The sequence below is a fragment of the Sphingobium sp. 15-1 genome, from assembly GCF_013375535.1.
Classification (GTDB): Bacteria; Pseudomonadota; Alphaproteobacteria; order Sphingomonadales; family Sphingomonadaceae; genus Sphingobium; species Sphingobium aromaticivastans.
Genome location: NZ_JABXJG010000001.1, coordinates 1,835,038 through 1,852,447 on the forward strand (window position 1 = coordinate 1,835,038; position 17,410 = coordinate 1,852,447).

14 protein-coding genes and 1 tRNA gene are annotated in these 17,410 nt (G+C 66.1%); 11 read left to right on the top strand and 4 right to left on the bottom strand.

The window, feature by feature from the left end; all coding sequences use genetic code 11:
* Window positions 1-76 precede the first annotated feature (76 nt).
* The 4 genes from HUK72_RS08630 (at window position 77) to HUK72_RS08645 (ending at window position 4,197) form a co-directional block, all read left to right on the top strand.
* Window positions 77-153: transfer RNA gene (locus tag HUK72_RS08630), tRNA-Arg, on the top strand.
* 137 nt (window positions 154-290) lie between these two features.
* Window positions 291-1,889 (top strand): DUF4173 domain-containing protein, encoded by a 1,599-nt coding sequence (locus HUK72_RS08635; RefSeq protein WP_176596425.1) that lies wholly within the window; start codon window positions 291-293, stop codon window positions 1,887-1,889.
* A gap of 11 nt (window positions 1,890-1,900) precedes the next feature.
* Window positions 1,901-2,605, top strand: a complete 705-nt coding sequence (locus HUK72_RS08640) for a response regulator transcription factor (protein WP_218035936.1) — start codon at window positions 1,901-1,903, stop codon at window positions 2,603-2,605.
* A complete protein-coding gene (locus HUK72_RS08645; protein WP_176596426.1) occupies window positions 2,602-4,197 on the top strand; it encodes a HAMP domain-containing sensor histidine kinase in 1,596 nt (531 codons plus the stop codon). The genes HUK72_RS08640 and HUK72_RS08645 overlap by 4 nt, the downstream gene beginning before the upstream one ends.
* Before the next feature lie 38 nt (window positions 4,198-4,235).
* Here HUK72_RS08645 and HUK72_RS08650 read toward each other — a convergent pair whose 3' ends face one another.
* The 3 genes from HUK72_RS08650 to fsa form a co-directional block, all read right to left on the bottom strand.
* Window positions 4,236-6,218: an acyltransferase family protein gene (locus HUK72_RS08650; protein WP_176596427.1), complete on the bottom strand. Its 1,983-nt coding sequence runs from the start codon at window positions 6,216-6,218 to the stop codon at window positions 4,236-4,238.
* 387 nt (window positions 6,219-6,605) lie between these two features.
* Window positions 6,606-6,950, bottom strand: coding sequence for an antibiotic biosynthesis monooxygenase (locus tag HUK72_RS08655; RefSeq protein ID WP_176596428.1), 345 nt, complete (start codon window positions 6,948-6,950; stop codon window positions 6,606-6,608).
* 149 nt (window positions 6,951-7,099) lie between these two features.
* On the bottom strand, window positions 7,100-7,753 hold the full coding sequence (gene fsa, locus HUK72_RS08660) for a fructose-6-phosphate aldolase (protein WP_176596429.1): 654 nt from the start codon (window positions 7,751-7,753) through the stop codon (window positions 7,100-7,102).
* Window positions 7,754-7,911: 158 nt separating this feature from the next.
* On the opposite strand from fsa, the gene HUK72_RS08665 reads away from it, so the two are divergent.
* The 4 genes from HUK72_RS08665 (at window position 7,912) to HUK72_RS08680 (ending at window position 12,102) form a co-directional block, all read left to right on the top strand.
* Window positions 7,912-8,577, top strand: a complete 666-nt coding sequence (locus HUK72_RS08665; protein WP_176596430.1) for a DUF2490 domain-containing protein — start codon at window positions 7,912-7,914, stop codon at window positions 8,575-8,577.
* 38 nt (window positions 8,578-8,615) lie between these two features.
* The gene (locus tag HUK72_RS08670) at window positions 8,616-10,787 is read left to right on the top strand and encodes a primosomal protein N' (RefSeq protein ID WP_176596431.1); all 2,172 of its coding nucleotides are present in this window, start codon (window positions 8,616-8,618) and stop codon (window positions 10,785-10,787) included.
* A gap of 13 nt (window positions 10,788-10,800) precedes the next feature.
* Window positions 10,801-10,950 (top strand): DUF1289 domain-containing protein, encoded by a 150-nt coding sequence (locus HUK72_RS08675; protein WP_176596432.1) that lies wholly within the window; start codon window positions 10,801-10,803, stop codon window positions 10,948-10,950.
* 69 nt (window positions 10,951-11,019) lie between these two features.
* Window positions 11,020-12,102, top strand: a complete 1,083-nt coding sequence (locus HUK72_RS08680; protein WP_176595971.1) for an IS630 family transposase — start codon at window positions 11,020-11,022, stop codon at window positions 12,100-12,102.
* A gap of 272 nt (window positions 12,103-12,374) precedes the next feature.
* On the opposite strand, the gene ada is transcribed toward HUK72_RS08680, so the two are convergent.
* A complete protein-coding gene (gene ada, locus HUK72_RS08685; RefSeq protein ID WP_176596433.1) occupies window positions 12,375-13,433 on the bottom strand; it encodes a bifunctional DNA-binding transcriptional regulator/O6-methylguanine-DNA methyltransferase Ada in 1,059 nt (352 codons plus the stop codon).
* A 116-nt stretch (window positions 13,434-13,549) separates the two neighbouring features.
* On the opposite strand from ada, the gene HUK72_RS08690 reads away from it, so the two are divergent.
* From HUK72_RS08690 to atpA, 3 genes are all read left to right on the top strand, one after another.
* Window positions 13,550-15,106: a S1C family serine protease gene (locus HUK72_RS08690; protein WP_176596434.1), complete on the top strand. Its 1,557-nt coding sequence runs from the start codon at window positions 13,550-13,552 to the stop codon at window positions 15,104-15,106.
* Window positions 15,107-15,314: 208 nt separating this feature from the next.
* A complete protein-coding gene (locus HUK72_RS08695; RefSeq protein ID WP_176597798.1) occupies window positions 15,315-15,869 on the top strand; it encodes a F0F1 ATP synthase subunit delta in 555 nt (184 codons plus the stop codon).
* Window positions 15,870-15,879: 10 nt separating this feature from the next.
* Window positions 15,880-17,409 (top strand): F0F1 ATP synthase subunit alpha, encoded by a 1,530-nt coding sequence (gene atpA, locus HUK72_RS08700; RefSeq protein WP_176596435.1) that lies wholly within the window; start codon window positions 15,880-15,882, stop codon window positions 17,407-17,409.
* The last annotated feature ends 1 nt before the right edge of the window (window position 17,410 follow it).

Consider the following 17,410-nt stretch of genomic DNA (forward strand, 5'->3'; position numbering starts at 1 on the left):
ATATCCGCCCGACGCGCAAATGCAATGCCGCCCATGATTGCAAGCCGGGCGAAGGCCCGCTATCGAACGCGCCGACGGCCCCGTAGCTCAGCTGGATAGAGCATTCGCCTTCTAAGCGAATGGTCACAGGTTCGAATCCTGTCGGGGTCGCCAATTTCCCGTCCCGCGCCAGGAACCGGCGCCGCGTCTGCACGGGATCTGCACGACAAATCCTTGGCAAGACCATCGGATCGATGGGCGAAGCTGCATGCGCTCATGCGATTGCGGACAGGCAATCAGGGAGTGTCCGCATGTTTCCCCCATCCTTCCTCAAAAGCTTCCGGTGGAAGCTCTGCCTGGCGCTGGCGATCGCCATGCTGGGCGATCAGATCTTTTACCGCCATGCGCTCCATGGCGGGCATATCGGCCTTTTCGCCCTGGCGGTGCTGCTTTGCCTCATCCTGGGGCGGCCCGGCATGGCGCGCCAGCGGCAGGCCGGGTTCGCCATCCTGTCCGCGCTGGTCTTTGGCGGCGCCCTGATCCTCGATCCCGGCCCGCTTGCCTGGACGCTGTTCTGGGTCTCCGTCAGCATGGCCGCGCTGCTGCGCGGCGCGGTCCCTTTTGACGACGGCTGGCTGTGGTTCCAACGGCTGTTCCTGCATGCGGCGCGCTCGCCCGCCGCGCCCTTTATCGACGCGCGCCGTCTGGCGCGCGCGTGGCGAAGGCCGCGGAGCGGCGGGCTTGGCCTCAGGACCATCCTGCCGGTCGTGGCCCTGCCGCTTGGCGGAAGCGCGGTCATCCTTGCCCTTTTCGCGACCGCCAATCCGATCATCGCTAACATGCTGGCGATGATCGCGCTGCCCGACCTGTCCAGCTTCCCGCCGGGGCGGCTGGTCATCTGGTTTCTGACTTTCGCGCTGGGCTGGAGCCTGTTGCGCGCGCGGGCGGCGCGGCGGCTGATCCCGACCTTCGACGGCAGCGGCGACATGCCGATCGCGGGAGTCTCCATCGCGTCGGTCACCTTGTCCCTCATTCTCTTCAACCTGCTCTTCGCCGTCGAGAACATGCTCGACATCGCCTATCTGTCGCGCGCCCTGCCGCTGCCCCAGGGCATGAGCATGGCGGAGTATGTCCATCGCGGCGCCTATCCGCTCATCGTCACGGCCTTGCTTGCGGGACTGTTCGTGCTCGTCACGCTGCGGCCCGGATCGTCGACCGCCCATGTGCCGGCGATCCGGCGGCTGGTCGTCCTGTGGATCGCGCAGAATGTGATACTGGTGGCGTCCAGCATCCAGCGCACGCTCGACTATATCGACGTCAGCATGTTCACCGCGCTGCGCATCCATGCGCTGGCCTGGATGGCGCTGGTGGCGTGCGGCCTCATGCTCATCTGCTGGCGCATGCTGCGGGAAAAAAGCGCCTCCTGGCTCATCAACGCCAATCTGCTGCTGGCGGGCATGGTGCTCGGCTTCTTCTGCTTTTTCGATGCGGGCGAAGCGGCGGCATGGTGGAATGTGCGGCACACCCGCGAGATCACGGGCAAGGGGCCTGCGCTCGACCTCTGCTATCTTCGCCGGCTGGGTCCGTCCGCCCTTCTTCCGCTTATCGAGCTGGAGAACCGTCCCCTGCCCCGTCCCTTCCGGGAGCGCGTGCAATGGGTGCGCATGACCATCCATGCGGAGATGATCGACGCCGATCGCCATGGCGGATGGACGCTGCGCAACGAACGGCGGCTGGCGGCGGCGCGGGAAAGGCTCAGGGCCGTCAGGCCGGTCCCGCTGACGCCCGGCGAACGGGACTGTCAGGCCATGCTCCTGCCGCCCCAGCCCGTCCCCGCGCCAGTCCCAGCGCCAGTCGACGCCCCAACCTCCACCCCAGCCCCTGCATTGACAGAAAGGGTGCAACGATGATCATGTGCCCCATGCCCCGCACGATCCTCATCGTCGATGACGATCCCCACATCCGCCAGCTTCTGGTTTTCGCCTTCGGCAAGGCAGGCCTCGACACCGTGGAGGCGGGCGATGGCGAAGCCGCCCTGGCCGCGGTGCGGACGCAGCAACCCGATCTCGTCGTGCTCGACATCAACATGCCCCGGATGGATGGATTGGAGGTGTGCCGCCGCCTCCGCGCGCAAGGCGACGTTCCGATCTTCTTCCTGTCCTCCCGCGACGACGAGATCGATCGCGTGCTGGGCATCGAGCTGGGCGCGGACGACTATGTGGTCAAGCCCTTCTCCCCCCGCGAGGTCGTCGCCCGGTCGATGGCGATCCTGCGCCGCACCGCCGGCAAGCCTCCCGCCGTGGAGAAGGCCGTGACGCTCCGGCATGGCGAACTCATGCTCGATCCCGACGCATGGACAGCGACGTGGCGCGACACGTCCGTTTCCCTGACGGTCACGGAATTCACGATCCTGCGAACGCTCGTGTCCATGCCGGCGCGCATCTTTTCGCGCGACATGATCATCGACCGCCTGCACGGCCCCGGCTTCGCCATCACCGACCGGACGATCGACAGCCATGTGCGCAACCTGCGCCGCAAATTCGCTGAAGCCGGCTGCGCGGATATTGTCGAAACCCGCGCAGGCGTGGGTTATCGCCTGGGGAATTGCACCGGCGCGGCGCCATGACCGCCGCCTTCAAGCGGCTCGTTGCGCGGCACTGGCCGGTCCTGCGCTTCCGCACGATCATCTTCGGGACATTGCTGTTCGTCGCTGCCCTGCCCGGCATTGGCGCGGTGTTCCTGCGCGTCTACGAAAATGCGCTGGTGCGGCGCACGGAGGCGGAGCTGATCGCCCAGGGCGCCGCCCTCGCCGCCAGCGCGGCGATCATCTGGCCGGGCGCGGGATCGAACCCGGCGCCGGTCATGGGCCCCTATCAGGAACCCGCGACCGAAGTCGATCTCCAGAGCGCGGCCATCCTGCCGGAGAGACCCGCGCCGGACCGGGCGCCCAGACCGGCGGAGATCGCGGCGGACAGGGCGGCGCTACAAGTGATGCGCGCCATGGAACCGGCCCTGGCGCAAACGAAGGCGGTCACGCTCGCGTCGATCCAGTTGCTGGACCGGAACGGCGTGGTGCTGAACGGCCATGGCGCCGGCGGCACCCTGGCGCGGGTTCCGGAAGTGGCGGCGGCCCTTGGCGGAAAACCGACGACGGTGCTACGCCGCAACGCCAGCTATCGTCCGATCTATCCGCTCGAATGGCTCAGCAGGGCGTCCAGCATCCGCCTGCACCATGTCCGTCCGATCCGCGTCAACGGCAGGATCATGGGCGCGGTGCTGCTGTCCAGATCACCACGCAGCCTGTTCAAAGGCATTTACGAGGATCGCGGCAAGATCGCGCTGGGCGTCATCCTGATCTTCGGGATGCTGGTCATCCTCTCGGCAGTGCTCGCGCGCGCCATCGTCAGGCCGGTCGAAAGCCTCAGCCGGGCGACCCGATCCATGGCCACGGGACGCGCGGCGATGCCGGACCGGCCATCCCTTCAGGTCGTGGAAATCCGCGCCCTCTATGACGATTTCGAAGCCATGGCCAACGCCATCGCCACCCGTTCCCGCTATCTGCGGGACTTTGCAGCCGCGCTCAGCCATGAATTCAAGACGCCGCTCACCAGCATCGGCGGCGCGATCGAGCTGCTGGAGGATCATGGCGAAACCATGTCCGACGACGACCGGCGGCGGTTCCTCAACAATATCGCCGCCGACGCCGCCCGCCTGTCGCGGTTGGTGCACCGGATGATGGAACTGGCCAAGGCGGACATGGGCGTGCCCGACGGCAGCGAACGCGCCCCTGTCGGCGCGATCCTGGCGAAGCTGGCGGACGGCTACCGGAGTTCCGCCTTCGACATCCGGACGGATGGACCGGACCACCTGCCCGACGTTCATATGGCTCCTGTCGGGCTGGAGACGATTGCGGCCACGATCATCGACAATGCCAGGCAGGCGGACGCGACCCGATTGCAGATCAGCGCGTCGCTGAAGGACGGTCAGCTCATGCTGGCCTTTGCCGACAATGGCGCCGGCATCGCGGAGGCCGACCGCCACCGGCTGTTCGAACCCTTCTTCACCAACAAGCGCGACAGCGGCGGCACCGGCATGGGCCTCTCCATCGCGCGATCTCTGGTCGAAGCGCATGGCGGCCGGATCGAGCTGGCCGAGACAAGCGCGGGGGCATGCTTCATCCTGACCCTGGTCGCGAGCGACGCCTTCCGGCCCGGCTGAAGGATCGCCGCGCCGGTCATGCCTCTTCACGCAAAGCCTCATCTCGGCCGCATCGCCTCATAGACCATGCCGCTCAGCAGCAGGCTGCCCTGGCGCGACAGATGGTCATCGTCGGAATAGAGCGGCACGCCATGCGCCATCGTCGCGCATTGGCCGGAACGGCAGAGAAAATGGTGCGGATAGAGGATTCCCGCCGCGAAACGCCGCCGCATTTCATCGAAAGCGCTGAAGACCTGCCGCTGGCGGCGCAGATAGTCCGCGCGCGACAGCGCAAGTTGCGCCGGTTCGCTGTAGAGTTCCGCCCGCGCAAGGCTTTCGGGCACGTTGCGGCGGAATTCCGGAATGGGCGCGACCAGGATGACCCGTTTGCCCATGGCCGTCAGCGTCCGCACCGTTTCCTTCAGGCCCGAGCGGAACAGCAAGGCATCCCGGCTGAGGCTCCTGTCGTCATTCTCGTCCCGGCCGAGATAGCAGGGCGTTCCCCCTTCGGGGCGGCGGCCGTTGGCGCACAGGCCCCAGCGGGAGACAAGGAAGACGGTGTGGATGGTGGGGCTGGCGCGCAGCATCGCCAGCACCTGGGCGTTGAAGGCGCTGCAATCATGGCTGGGCGGCTGGTCCAGCCGGTCGAGCCCCAGCAGCGTGGGACAGGCGGGGTAGGAGGCGATCCGGCCCGAAAGCCCCAGCGCATCGCCCGCCTGGTCGAAAGCAGGCTTCAGCGCGCGGGCGTGGGAATCGCCCCACAGCAGGAAGCTGGGCGCCGTGCCGTTATGCGCGCCGACCGCGCACAACGTCCGATGCCGCACCGCCGCCATGCCGGAGCAGCGCTCGGGCAGATAGGCCATGCTCCGGCTCGCCGCGTCGAGCGCCGCGACCGAGGGCGCCACTCGCGCGGGCAGACCGCCGGAGAGATAGAGCAAGGCCCCTGCTCCGCATCCGGCGGCCACCATCGCGCCCGCAAAGGCAAAGGCGCGGGCGGTGGTGAAGGACCGCGCCCTGCGAAACGGCTCCTCGATGAAGCGCCAGGAAAGGGCGGCGGCGAGGAGCGAGAGGAGCAGGACCAGCGCCTGCTCCCGCAATCGCCAGTCGCCATCGGTGCGATAGGTCCAAAAGACGACGATCGGCCAATGCCACAGATAGAGCGAATAGGAGATGCGACCGATCGCCACCGGCGCCGTGCCGCCCAGCATCCGGCTGACCGCCGACCCGCTCTGCCCCGCATGCAGGATCAGCATCGCGCCCAGCACAGGGTAGAGCGCGTTCAGCCCGGGAAAGACGGTCGCGCTGGAAAAGCCGAACACCGCCCAGCCGATGGAGGCGATCCCGGCCAGCGCGCAGAGCTGCGCCGCCCATCGGCCGCGCAACGACGGCAGCAGGCCGGTCGCCAGCAACGCCCCGGCCAGAAACTCCCAGGCGCGGGGAAAGGGCAGGTAGAAGGCCAGGACCGGCGCATGATAGACCAGCATCAGCGCGCTCCCGAAGGAAAGCGCCGCCACGATGCCCAGCAGGAACCGGCTGCGCCCGCCCGCCCGGAAAGCGCCCAGCATCAGCAGCGGGAAGAGGATGTAGAATTGCTCCTCCACCGCCAGCGACCATGTGTGGAGCAGCGGCGCTTCCTCCGCCGCGCTGCCGAAATAGCCGCTGTGCCCCGCGAAATAGAGGTTGCTGGCGAACAGCGTCGTCGCCGCCGCGCTCATGCCCAGGGCGCGGTAATCGAGCGGCAGCAGGATCTGGCTGCCCGCGACGATGGTGACGGCGATGGTCGCGAACAGGGCGGGGAATATCCGGCGGATGCGCCGCGCATAGAAGGCGGTGAGGCTGAACCGGCCCTCCGCCAGTTCCCGGCCAATGATCGAGGCGATCAGATAGCCGGAGATGACGAAGAAGATGTCGACGCCGACAAAGCCACCGGAAAAGGGCCAGAGGTCGACGTGATAGAACAGCACCGGCAGCACCGCCAATGCGCGCAGTCCGTCTATGTCGCGGCGATAGGCCGCGGACGGGCGGGCTTCGGCGGTGGGCAAAGCGGAACAGGACAGGCTGGCGGCGATGCTCCTTCCCTCCTTCTTTCCAGGGGCTGGGCAGGCCTCTCTGGTGATAGGGCCTGTAGCGCGGGGCGCATCGGCGCATCGGTACAGGTGCAGGGGGCAAAGGTGTTAGGCAAGGTGGGCAGATTCAGGCTCGCCGGAGTGAGCGATTTGGGTGGATTTCTGTCATTCCCCCTCCCGCAGGCGGGAGGGGGCTAGGGGGTGGGTTCGCGCAACACCAGCGGCGATTTTCAACGGCTAAGCTGGAAGCTCGCTGCGCTCGCGCCCATCCCTAACCCCTCCCGCCTGCGGGAGGGGAATGTCTTGGATTGGCCATCTGCCGACATCCGAATTGTCCACGCGACCCAGGAAAGAAAGGCGACCTTAGGCCGATCGGCCAGGCCCCCCTGCCGCGCGCAGCAGCAGATCGTCGGTCACGGTCATGGTGAAGATGGGATCGGCGTCGGGCGGCACTTCGGCAATGGCGTCGACAAAGGCGGCGCGGGTCTCCGGCTCGTCATAGACCATCTTCTGGTCGAACGCCGCGCGCCAGGTCGCCTCGTCCGGCCATTCGGCATAGCCGACGAAGCGCCCGTCGGCGTCGCAGTGCAGGCGGGAACCATAGCTGCCATATTTTTCGCGGATCAGGTCGGTTCCCCGGCGCCAGGCTTTGCGGAACTGCTCCTCCTTGCCGGGGTGGACGCGCCACCAATAGACCGCGACGAACATCGGCTCTCTCCTTTGGGGGGAGAGAATGATGCGCGATGCGAGAGGTTGCAATCACCGTGCTCCTGCGAAGCCAGGAGCCTAGGTCCAAGGTCTGAACTGGGCTCCTGCCTTCGCAGGAGCACGTCAGTCGTTCAGTTGAGGGAATGCGATCAGAGGACCGACTGGCCGGTCTTCTCCCAATCGGCCAGGAAGCCGGCAATGCCCTTTTCGGTCAGCACATGGTTGAACAGCGCCTTGATGACCGAGGGCGGCGCGGTCATCACGTCGGCGCCGATCTTCGCCGCTTCCAGCACATGGATCGGATGACGCACGCTCGCGACCAAAATCTCGGTGGCGAAGGAATAATTGTCGTAGATCAGGCGAATATCCTCGATCAGCTTCATGCCATCGAAGCCGTTATCGTCATGCCGGCCGACGAAGGGCGAGATGAAGGTCGCGCCCGCCTTGGCCGCCAGCAGCGCCTGATTGGCCGAGAAGCAGAGGGTGACGTTCACCATCACGCCCTCGCCGGTCAGCGCCTTGCAGGTCTTGAGGCCGTCGATGGTCAGCGGCACCTTGATGCAGACATTGCCGGCGATCTTCCGCAGCACGGCGGCTTCCTTCATCATCGTCTCATGGTCGAGCGCGACGACTTCGGCCGAAACCGGGCCTTCGACGATGCCGCAGATTTCCTCCACCACTTCCAGGAACTTGCGGCCCGACTTGTGGATCAGCGAGGGGTTGGTGGTGACGCCATCCAGCAGGCCCGTGGCGGCAAGGTCGCGGATTTCGTTGGTGTCGGCGGTATCGACGAAGAATTTCATGGGGTGGCTCCGAAAACTGGGCTCCGAAGGGAGAGGTGAGCGAATCGCGCCCCCTTTAGCGGCTGCTGGCGGATTTAGCCATGTTTGCCGGTGGATGAGGCTTTACCAACGCGCCTGCGCAACATTATGACGGCGGCACCTTTCCAAAGGACCGATCCATGCCCCGCCTTCAGCGTCCACGCCATATATGGGACGCGCCCCTGCTCATCGCAATGAGCGCCGCCGCCCCCGCATCCGCCGCGACCAGCGAAACCCAGGCCTGGACGACCGAATCACTGGTCATCCAGGCGAGCGACGCCGACACGATCAACCTCGACACCAGCCAGCGCTTCCGGCGCGACGCCTCCAATGGCGAGCAGCAGACCGTGCGGGTCCTGATCGACCATCGCATCGCGGCCGGGGTGCAGGTGGGCGGCGGCCTTGCCTATTTCCATTCCGGTCCGGAGCAGGAAATGCGCCTGTTCCAGCAGGTGACGCTGACCAAAGGCATCTGGCTGAGCCGCACCCGGATCGAACAGCGCTTCTTCGACACCGCCGACAGGGCAAGCTGGCGGCTGCGCCAGCGGGTGCAGGCGTCGGTCCCGCTGGACAGCGCGAAGAAATGGACGCTGATCGCCGCGACCGAACTGATGTTCCACCTCAACCGCGCTCGTCCGAGCGACAAGACCGGCCTTGCCGTCATGCGCAACCAGATCGGCCTGCGCCATCCGATCAGCAAGGCGCTGGACGCGCAACTGCTTTACATGCGGCAGCAGACCTTCCGCGACGGCCGCCCCGATGCGGTGGCGCATATCCCCTGGCTGACGCTGAGCTGGAAAATCTGACGCTTGCCTCGTCCGCCCCTGTCATTAGGGAGAGGTCAATGAGTTCGCGCGCCCGTGTCATCCTGCTCAACGCCGCCCTGGGGCCGCTCGACTATCGGGTGCCGCACGGGATGGCGGCCAAGCCCGGCAGCATTATCGTCGCGCCGCTGGGGCCGCGCCAGATCGTCGGCGTGGTGTGGGACGAGGACAGCTTTCCCGGGATCGAGACGGTGGGCGACAATCGCCTGCGCAACATTGTCGGCCCGGTCGACGCGCCGCCGGTGCCCGAAACGCTGCGCCGCCTGATCGAGTGGACGGCGGACTATTATCTCGCCCCCATCGCCGCCGTACTGCGCATGACGCTGGCGTCGATGGCCGCGCTGGAGGGTGCGCGCACCGTCATCGAATATCGGGCGACCGGCGACCTGCCGGAACGCATGACCGAACAGCGCACCCAGGCGATGGAGCGCATCGGGGAGCGGCAGGGGCTGATCCGCGAACTGGCGATGATCGGCGGGGTCAGCGACGCGGTGATTCGCGGGCTGATCAAGGCGGGCGCCTTCGAAGCGGTGGAGGTGAGCGTGGACACGCCCTTCCCCATGCCCGACCCCAACCATGCCCCGCCGCTGCTGTCGGACAAGCAGGGCGCGGCCGCCGATCAGTTCATCGAAGCGGTCAGGGAACAGGCCTTCGCCCCTTTCCTGCTGGATGGCGTGACCGGATCGGGCAAGACGGAGGTCTATTTCGAGGCCATTGCCGCCGCCATCAGGGAGGGGCGGCAGGCGCTGGTGCTGCTTCCCGAAATCGCCCTGACCGAGCCGTTTCTGGAGCGTTTCGAAAAGCGCTTCGGCACGGTGCCGGTCAACTGGCACAGCGGCCTGCGCCAGAGCGAGCGGCGGCGCGCCTGGCGGGCGATCGCAGCGGGCGAGGCGCCGGTGGTCGTCGGCGCCCGCTCGGCGCTGTTCCTGCCTTATCCCAATCTGGGCCTGATCGTCGTCGATGAAGCGCATGAAGCCAGCTTCAAGCAGGAGGACGGCGTCCATTATCACGCCCGCGACGTGGCGGTGATGCGCGGCCTTACTGAGAAATTCCCGGTCATCCTCGCCTCCGCCACCCCCGCCATCGAGACGCGGCATCAGGTGGAGCTGGGCCGCTATCGCGAGATCAAGCTGCCCTCCCGCTTCGGCGGGGCGGCAATGCCGGACATAGAAGGCATCAACCTGCTCACCGACCCGCCAGAGCGCGGCCGCTGGATCGCGCCGCCGCTGGTCAAGGCGATCGACGAGACTATGGCGAAGGAGGAGCAGAGCCTGCTCTTCCTCAACCGCCGGGGCTATGCGCCGCTGACGCTCTGCCGCCATTGCGGCTATCGCTTCCAATGCCCCAATTGCACCGCCTGGATGGTCGAGCACCGGCTGACCCATCGCCTCGCCTGCCATCATTGCGGCCATGTCATCCCCGCGCCGCGCTTCTGCCCGGAATGCAAGGAGGAGGATAGCCTTGTCGCCTGCGGCCCCGGCGTCGAGCGGATCGCGGACGAAGTGAAGGCGCTCTGGCCGCAGGCGCGCACCGCCATCGTTACTTCGGACACGCTCTGCTCCCCGGCCAAGGTCGCGGAATTCGTGAAATCCGTGGAGGCGGGCGCCATCGACATCATCATCGGCACCCAGCTCGTCACCAAGGGCTATCATTTCCCCAACCTGACGCTGGTGGGGGTGATCGACGCCGATCTGGGGCTGGAGGGCGGCGACCTGCGGGCGTCGGAACGCACCTTCCAGCAGATCGTGCAGGTGGCCGGCAGAGCAGGACGGGGACAAAAGCCGGGCCGCGTCTTCATCCAGACCCGCATGCCGGAGGCGGAGGTCATCAAGGCGCTGATCGCGGGCGATTCGGAGCGTTTCTACGAGGTGGAGACGGAAAATCGCCGCCACGCCAACGCCCCGCCCTTCGGCCGCTTCGCCGCGATCATCGTGTCCAGCGAGGATGCGGACGAAGCCGCCGAGGTCGCCCGGCTGATCGGCAAGTCCGCGCCTTTGATCGAGGGGATGCGCGTCTACGGCCCCGCCCCGGCTCCGCTTTCGGTGCTGCGCGGCAGGCATCGCCACCGCCTGCTGATCCACGCCACGCGGCAGGTCGACGTGCAGGGCGCGATCCGGGAATGGCTGGGCAATCTCACCTGGAAATCGGGCACAAGGGTGGCGGTCGACGTCGACCCCTACAGCTTCATGTGATGGCCTGAGCCCCATGGAAAGCCCCTGCGTCAACATCTGCAAGCTGAACAAGGCCGGGCGCGTCTGCACCGGCTGCGGGCGGACGACGGACGAAATCGCGCGCTGGAGGGGGATGAACAAAGCCCAGCGCCGGGCGATCATGGAGCGGTTGAAGAAAGGCTAGTGGATTGACCGGAACAAAAGAGTCCGATGGGGGATTCCCATCGGCTTGCTGGCGTGCGAGTCTGAGAGGATGCGCGATGGCATCACTTTCACCCTGTCCGCCGCCGACCGTCAGCGATTGTGCGACATTACAGCGGCCCCGCAGAGCCCGCAGAAGCACGTTTGGCGGGCCCGTATTGTGCTGCTGAGCGGCGATGGTCTGGGTACCTCGGCGATCATGGCCGCGACGGGCAAGTCCAAGACCTGCGTCTGGCGATGGCAGGAACGCTTCATGAACGAAGGCGTCGAGGGTCTGCTTCGCGATAAATCCCGTCCGCCCGGCAAGGCGCCGATCCCGCCCACGCATGTCGCCGAGATCGTCCGCCTGACGCATGAGCCGCCCCCGCACGAGGCGACCCACTGGACGTTGCGCGCCATGGCGAAGGTGGCTGGCGTTGCCGCCTCGACGGTGCAGGCGATCTGGAAGGCGCACGGTCTCAGCCCGCACCGCTGGCGCAGCTTCAAACTGTCGAACGACCCGGCGTTTGCCGAGAAGCTCACCGAAATCGTCGGCCTCTATGTCGATCCGCCGGCTCATGCGGTGGTGCTGTCCGTCGATGAGAAGTCGCAAATCCAGGCGCTCGACCGCACCCAGCCCGGCCTGCCGATGAAGAAGGGCCGCGCAGGCACCATGACCCATGATTACAAGCGGCACGGCACGACCACGCTGTTTGCCGCTCTCAATGTGCTGGACGGAACGGTCATCGGGCAGAACATGCAGCGCCATCGTCATCAGGAGTTCATCCGTTTCCTCAACCGTATCGAGCGCGAAGTGCCGGCGGACAAAGCGATCCACGTGATCCTCGACAACTATGCGACACACAAAAAGGACAAGGTCCAGCAATGGCTCGCCCGCCATCCGCGCTGGACCTTCCATTTCACGCCAACCTCCAGCTCATGGCTCAATGCCGTCGAGGGCTTCTTCGCCAAGCTGACCCGACGCCGGCTCAAACACGGGGTCTTCCATTCCCTCGTCGATCTCCAGGCCGCCATCAATCGCTTCATCCGCGAATACAACGCCGCAAACCCCAAACCCTTCATCTGGAAAGCCAATCCCGACGACATCATCGCAGCCCGAAACCGAGGGTTCCAAACGTTGGAATCAATCCACTAGTATGGCGGAATCGAAGTTCATTACATTATCGTCATCCCGGGCTTGACCCGGGATCCCGCTTTTCTTCAGCCAGTGCGCAGGAGGAAGCGGGACCCCGGGTCAAGCCCGGGGTGACGAAATCAATGCAGCGAATTTCGGATTCAGGTAACTAGAATTTGTTCCGCTTATCCCGCACCGTGTTCCTGCGTAGGCAGGAACCCAGTCCTGCCGTCCGAACTGGGCCCTCACGAGCCACTCGTCTCGTTCGAGTGCCTGCACAGGAGCACTGTGATTTATCTCTTCTCCCGCTCCAACAGCGCCTGCTTGCGTTCCGCGCCATAGGCATAGCCGCCCAGACTTCCATCGCCGCGCAAGACCCGGTGGCAGGGAATCAGCACCGCCAGATTATTGCCGCCACAGGCCGTGCCCGCCGCTCGCACGGCGCCGGGCTTGCCGATGGCCGCCGCGATTTCGCCATAGCTGCGCGTCTCGCCCGGCGGAATGGCGCGCAGCGCGGCCCACACCGCCTGCTGGAAAGCCGTGCCGCAGACATCCAGCGGCAGATCAGGCGCCTGGGCCGGATCATCGATCAACCGCGCCACCTGCGCCGCCAGCCCCTCCAGCCGGGCATCGGCGGAGAGGATCTCCGCCTTGGGGAAGCGCTGCCGCAGGTCCGCTTCCTCCTCATCGAAACTGATGCGGCAGAGGCCCCGCTCCGTCGCCGCCACCAGCACCCGGCCCAGACTGGTCGGCATGATCTTGTGGCGAATCACCACGTCCCGGCCGCCGTCCTTCCAGGCGCTGGGCGTCATCCCGAGATGCTTTTCCGCGTCCGCATAGGCGCGGCTCGGCGCATTATAGCCCGCTTCATAGATCGCTTCCGTCACGCTCCCGCCCTCGGTCAGCGCCGATTTCAGCCGCTCGGCCCGCAGGGATCGGGCATAGGCGGCTGGCGTCAGTCCGGTTTCCCGCTTGAACAGCCGGTGGAAATGATGCGGCGCATAGCCGGCATGCGCCGCCACCTCGTCCAGCGAGGGCGGTGTTTCAGCCGCTGCGATGAACGCCCGCACCGCCTCCACCGCCAGCCGGTCGCGGCCCACCTCATCCGGGCGGCAGCGCAGGCAGGCGCGGAACCCCGCCGCCCGCGCCGCATCCGGATCGGGCAGGAAGATCATATTCTCCCGCCGGGGATGGCGTGCGGCGCAGCTCGGCTTGCAATAGATGCCGGTGGTCAGCACCGCGCCCACGAACCGCCCGTCAAGGCCGCGGTCCCGGCGCAGAAACGCGTCCCAGCAGGTTTCGGCATCCGGCATCGCGTGCGTCGGGGCTTCGATCTGTCTCATCTCGGTCATAGATAAGGGATAGCCGCTTGGAAGACATCAGACTTCCCGCCGCTTGCGGTCAAAAAACGGTTTCGCGCATTTCCGCATTGCCTCAATCCCACCATCGCATATGAATGCCGCCAACCATGGTCGCTCACCTCCGTCGCCTCGCCGCTGTTCTGGCCGCGCTCCTCGCCCTTGCCGGGCCGATGAGCGCGCATGCGGAACAGCAGGACATCGCCGCCGCCGCGCGCGGGGTCGTCCGCGTCGTGCTGGTCGCGACCAACGGCTCCGACGCCTATTTCGTGGGGCATGGCAGCGGCTTCGCGGTTGCGCCGGACAAGATCATCACCAACGCCCATGTGGTCGAGCTGACGCGGGAGGAGAAGGACCTCGTCATCGGCGTCATCCCTTCGGAGGGGACGAAGACCTATGGCGGCCGGATCATCGCCTTCTCCCCCGGCAACGACCTGGCGCTGATCCAGTTGGAGGAGGGCAGCCTGCCCGTCAGCACCTTCTACGCCGGGGCGGTCAGCGACGGGCAGCATGTCACCGCCATCGGCTATCCCGGCACGGTCGACCGCGCGCAGGGGCTGGGCCTCAAGCAACTGGTCGAGCCGTTGGGCACGGTGAAGACCAGCGGCAATGTGTCGTCCGGCCGGTCCAGCCAGAGCTTCGATACGGTGCTGCATACCGCGCCGCTGGCGGCGGGAAACAGCGGCGGGCCGCTGGTCGACGATTGCGGCCGCGTGCTGGGGGTCAACAGTTTCGGCTCCGTATCCGACGGCAATGACGCGGAGTTCGGATTCGCCGTATCCTGGCGCGAAGTCGCCTCCTTCCTGCGGCAAGCGGGCGTGTCGTCGCTGCACACCGTCGTCCCCTGCCGTTCCATGGCGGAGGCCGACGCCGCCGAAGCCGCGCTCACCCAGCGCGAGGAGGCGCGGAGCGAACAATCGGAGCGCGCCCGCGCCGACGCCCGCGAAGCCGCGATAAACAAGGCCCGCGACACGGCCGAGCGCGACGTCATCTCCGCCCGCGAAAACGCCATGGCGGGCGCCGCCGTGCTGCTGGCGCTGGCGGTATTGGGCCTGGGCGCGGGCGGGCTGTTCTACAGCCAGGGCCGGGAAAGGCGCGCAACCTGGTGGCTGGCGGGCGGCGGCCTATTGCTGTTCGGCGCGATCGGGCTGTTCTTCCTGAAACCCAGCTTTTCCAGCATCGACGAGCGCATCTCCCTGCCCGACGACAAAAGCGTCACCGGCAACAACGCCTATGCCTGGGCGGGCGACAATATCTGCCGGGTCGACGTGAATCGCAGCCGGCTCACCGTGTCGGAACCCAATGACATCGGGTTCAACTGGGCTGAGGGCGGCTGCGTCGACGGCAACACCCAATATGTCTCGTCCGGCACCGGCTGGCAGCGGGCGAACCTGCCCGACGACCATGGTTTCGTGACCGTCAGCCGTTTCGATCCGGCCACGGGCACGCTCCGGGTCCAGCGCTGGCTGCCCGATCTCAACACCATGGCGAAGGCCCGCGCGCTCGGAAACGGCCCGATCAGGGGCTGCGGCGGCGATTCCGCGCTGCTGGGCAAAATCGCCTCGCTGCAGAGCGATCTCGCCGCCCTGCTGCCCGCCCAACCCAATGAGCGGATCGTCTATCATTGCCAAAAGGGCCGGCTGGCTCCGCCCGACGCCGGAAAATAACCGGCGGGACGGGCGATTCGGGCGCCATAAAAACTCAGTCAAATCGCGATGATTTCATACTGATGGTCGAATCGCGTTCCATGGCTTGCATAGTCACAATCCCACTGCTAACCGGCCCCCCAACAGGGGACCGGGGCAGTTACTGCTCCCCTCTTTTTGCATGACCGGCAAATGAAGTGCCAGTGAACGAATGGAGGACGGTAAGCGCGTGGAGACGACCGGCGGTATTCAGGCCAGCCTCAGCGGCCGCTATGCGGTGGCGCTGTTCGATCTGGCCCGCGACGGCAAGACGCTCGACACCGTCGCGGCGAGTCTTGCGGCGCTCAAGGCAGCCATTGCCGAATCGGCTGACTTCAAGGGTCTGATCAACAGCCCTGTTCTCAGCCGCGACGCAGCAGGCAAGACGATCGCGGCGGTCGCATCCTCCATGGGGATCGACGCGCTGACGACGAATTTCCTCGGCGTGCTCGCCCAGAACCGCCGCCTGTCGCAGCTTCCCGCGGTCATCCGCGCCTATGAGACGCTGCTGTCGAATCACAAGGGCGAGGCCCGCGCCGAAGTGACGAGCGCCCACCCGCTCAGCAAGACCCAGATCACCGCTCTGCAAAAGAGCCTCAAGGCCCGTGTCGGCCGCGATGTCGCGGTCGATGCCAAGGTCGATCCCGCGATCCTCGGCGGGCTGGTCGTTAAGATCGGCAGCCAGATGATCGATTCCTCCATCCGCACCCGTTTGAACACGCTCGCCCACGCGATGAAAGGCTGAAAGGCTGAACATGGATATCAACGCCGCAGAAATTTCGAAGGTCATCAAGGACCAGATCGCCAATTTCGGCACCGAAGCGCAGGTGAGCGAAGTCGGTTCCGTGCTGACCGTGGGTGACGGCATCGCCCGCGTCCATGGCCTCGACAACGTCCAGGCGGGCGAAATGGTCGAGTTCGCTAATGGCGTGCAGGGCATGGCGCTCAACCTCGAAGCCGACAATGTCGGCGTCGTGATCTTCGGCTCCGACGCCGAGATCAAGGAAGGCGACACCGTCAAGCGCACCGGCACCATCGTGGACGTTCCGGTCGGCAAGGGCCTGCTGGGCCGCGTGGTCGACGGTCTGGGCAACCCGATCGACGGCAAGGGTCCGATCGAATATACCGAGCGCAAGCGCGTCGAAACGAAGGCTCCGGGCATCATCCCCCGCAAGTCGGTGCACGAACCCGTGCAGACCGGCCTCAAGGCCATCGACGCCCTCGTCCCCGTCGGCCGTGGCCAGCGCGAGCTGATCATCGGTGACCGTCAGACCGGCAAGACCGCCGTCGCGATCGACACCTTCATCAATCAGAAGGGCATCAACGCTTCGGGTGACGAAAGCAAGAAGCTCTACTGCATCTACGTCGCCATCGGCCAGAAGCGCTCGACCGTCGCACAGATCGTCAAGCAGCTCGAAGAAAATGGCGCGATGGAATATTCCATCGTCGTCGCCGCCACCGCTTCGGAGCCCGCTCCGCTCCAGTATCTGGCGCCCTATACCGGCGTCACCATGGGCGAATATTTCCGCGACAACGGCATGCATGCCGTGATCGTATATGACGACCTTTCCAAACAGGCCGTCTCCTATCGCCAGATGTCGCTGCTGCTGCGCCGTCCTCCGGGCCGTGAAGCGTACCCCGGCGACGTGTTCTACCTGCACAGCCGCCTGCTGGAGCGCGCGGCGAAGATGAACGACGCCAACGGCGCCGGCTCGCTGACCGCGCTGCCGATCATCGAAACGCAGGCGGGCGACGTGTCGGCCTACATTCCGACCAACGTGATCTCGATCACCGACGGCCAGATCTTCCTCGAAACCAACCTCTTCTACCAGGGCATCCGTCCGGCCATCAACGTCGGCCTGTCGGTGTCGCGCGTCGGCTCGGCCGCGCAGACCAAGGCGATGAAGAAGGTTTCCGGCTCGATCAAGCTGGAGCTGGCCCAATATCGCGAAATGGCGGCCTTCGCCCAGTTCGGTTCGGACCTCGATGCTTCGACCCAGAAGCTGCTGAACCGTGGTGCACGCCTGACCGAACTGCTGAAGCAGGCCCAGTTCTCGCCGCTGCCCTTCGAAGAGCAGACCGCGTCGATCTTCGCGGGCACCAACGGCTATCTGGACAGCGTGCCGGTCAAGGACGTGACGCGCTATGAAGAGCTGATGCTCGCCTATCTGCGTCACGACCATGTCGACATCCTGACGGCGATCCGCGACAGCAAGGATTTGGGCGACGAGCCCAAGGCGAAGCTGAAGGCCGCGCTGGACTCGTTCGGCAAGACCTTTGCCTAAG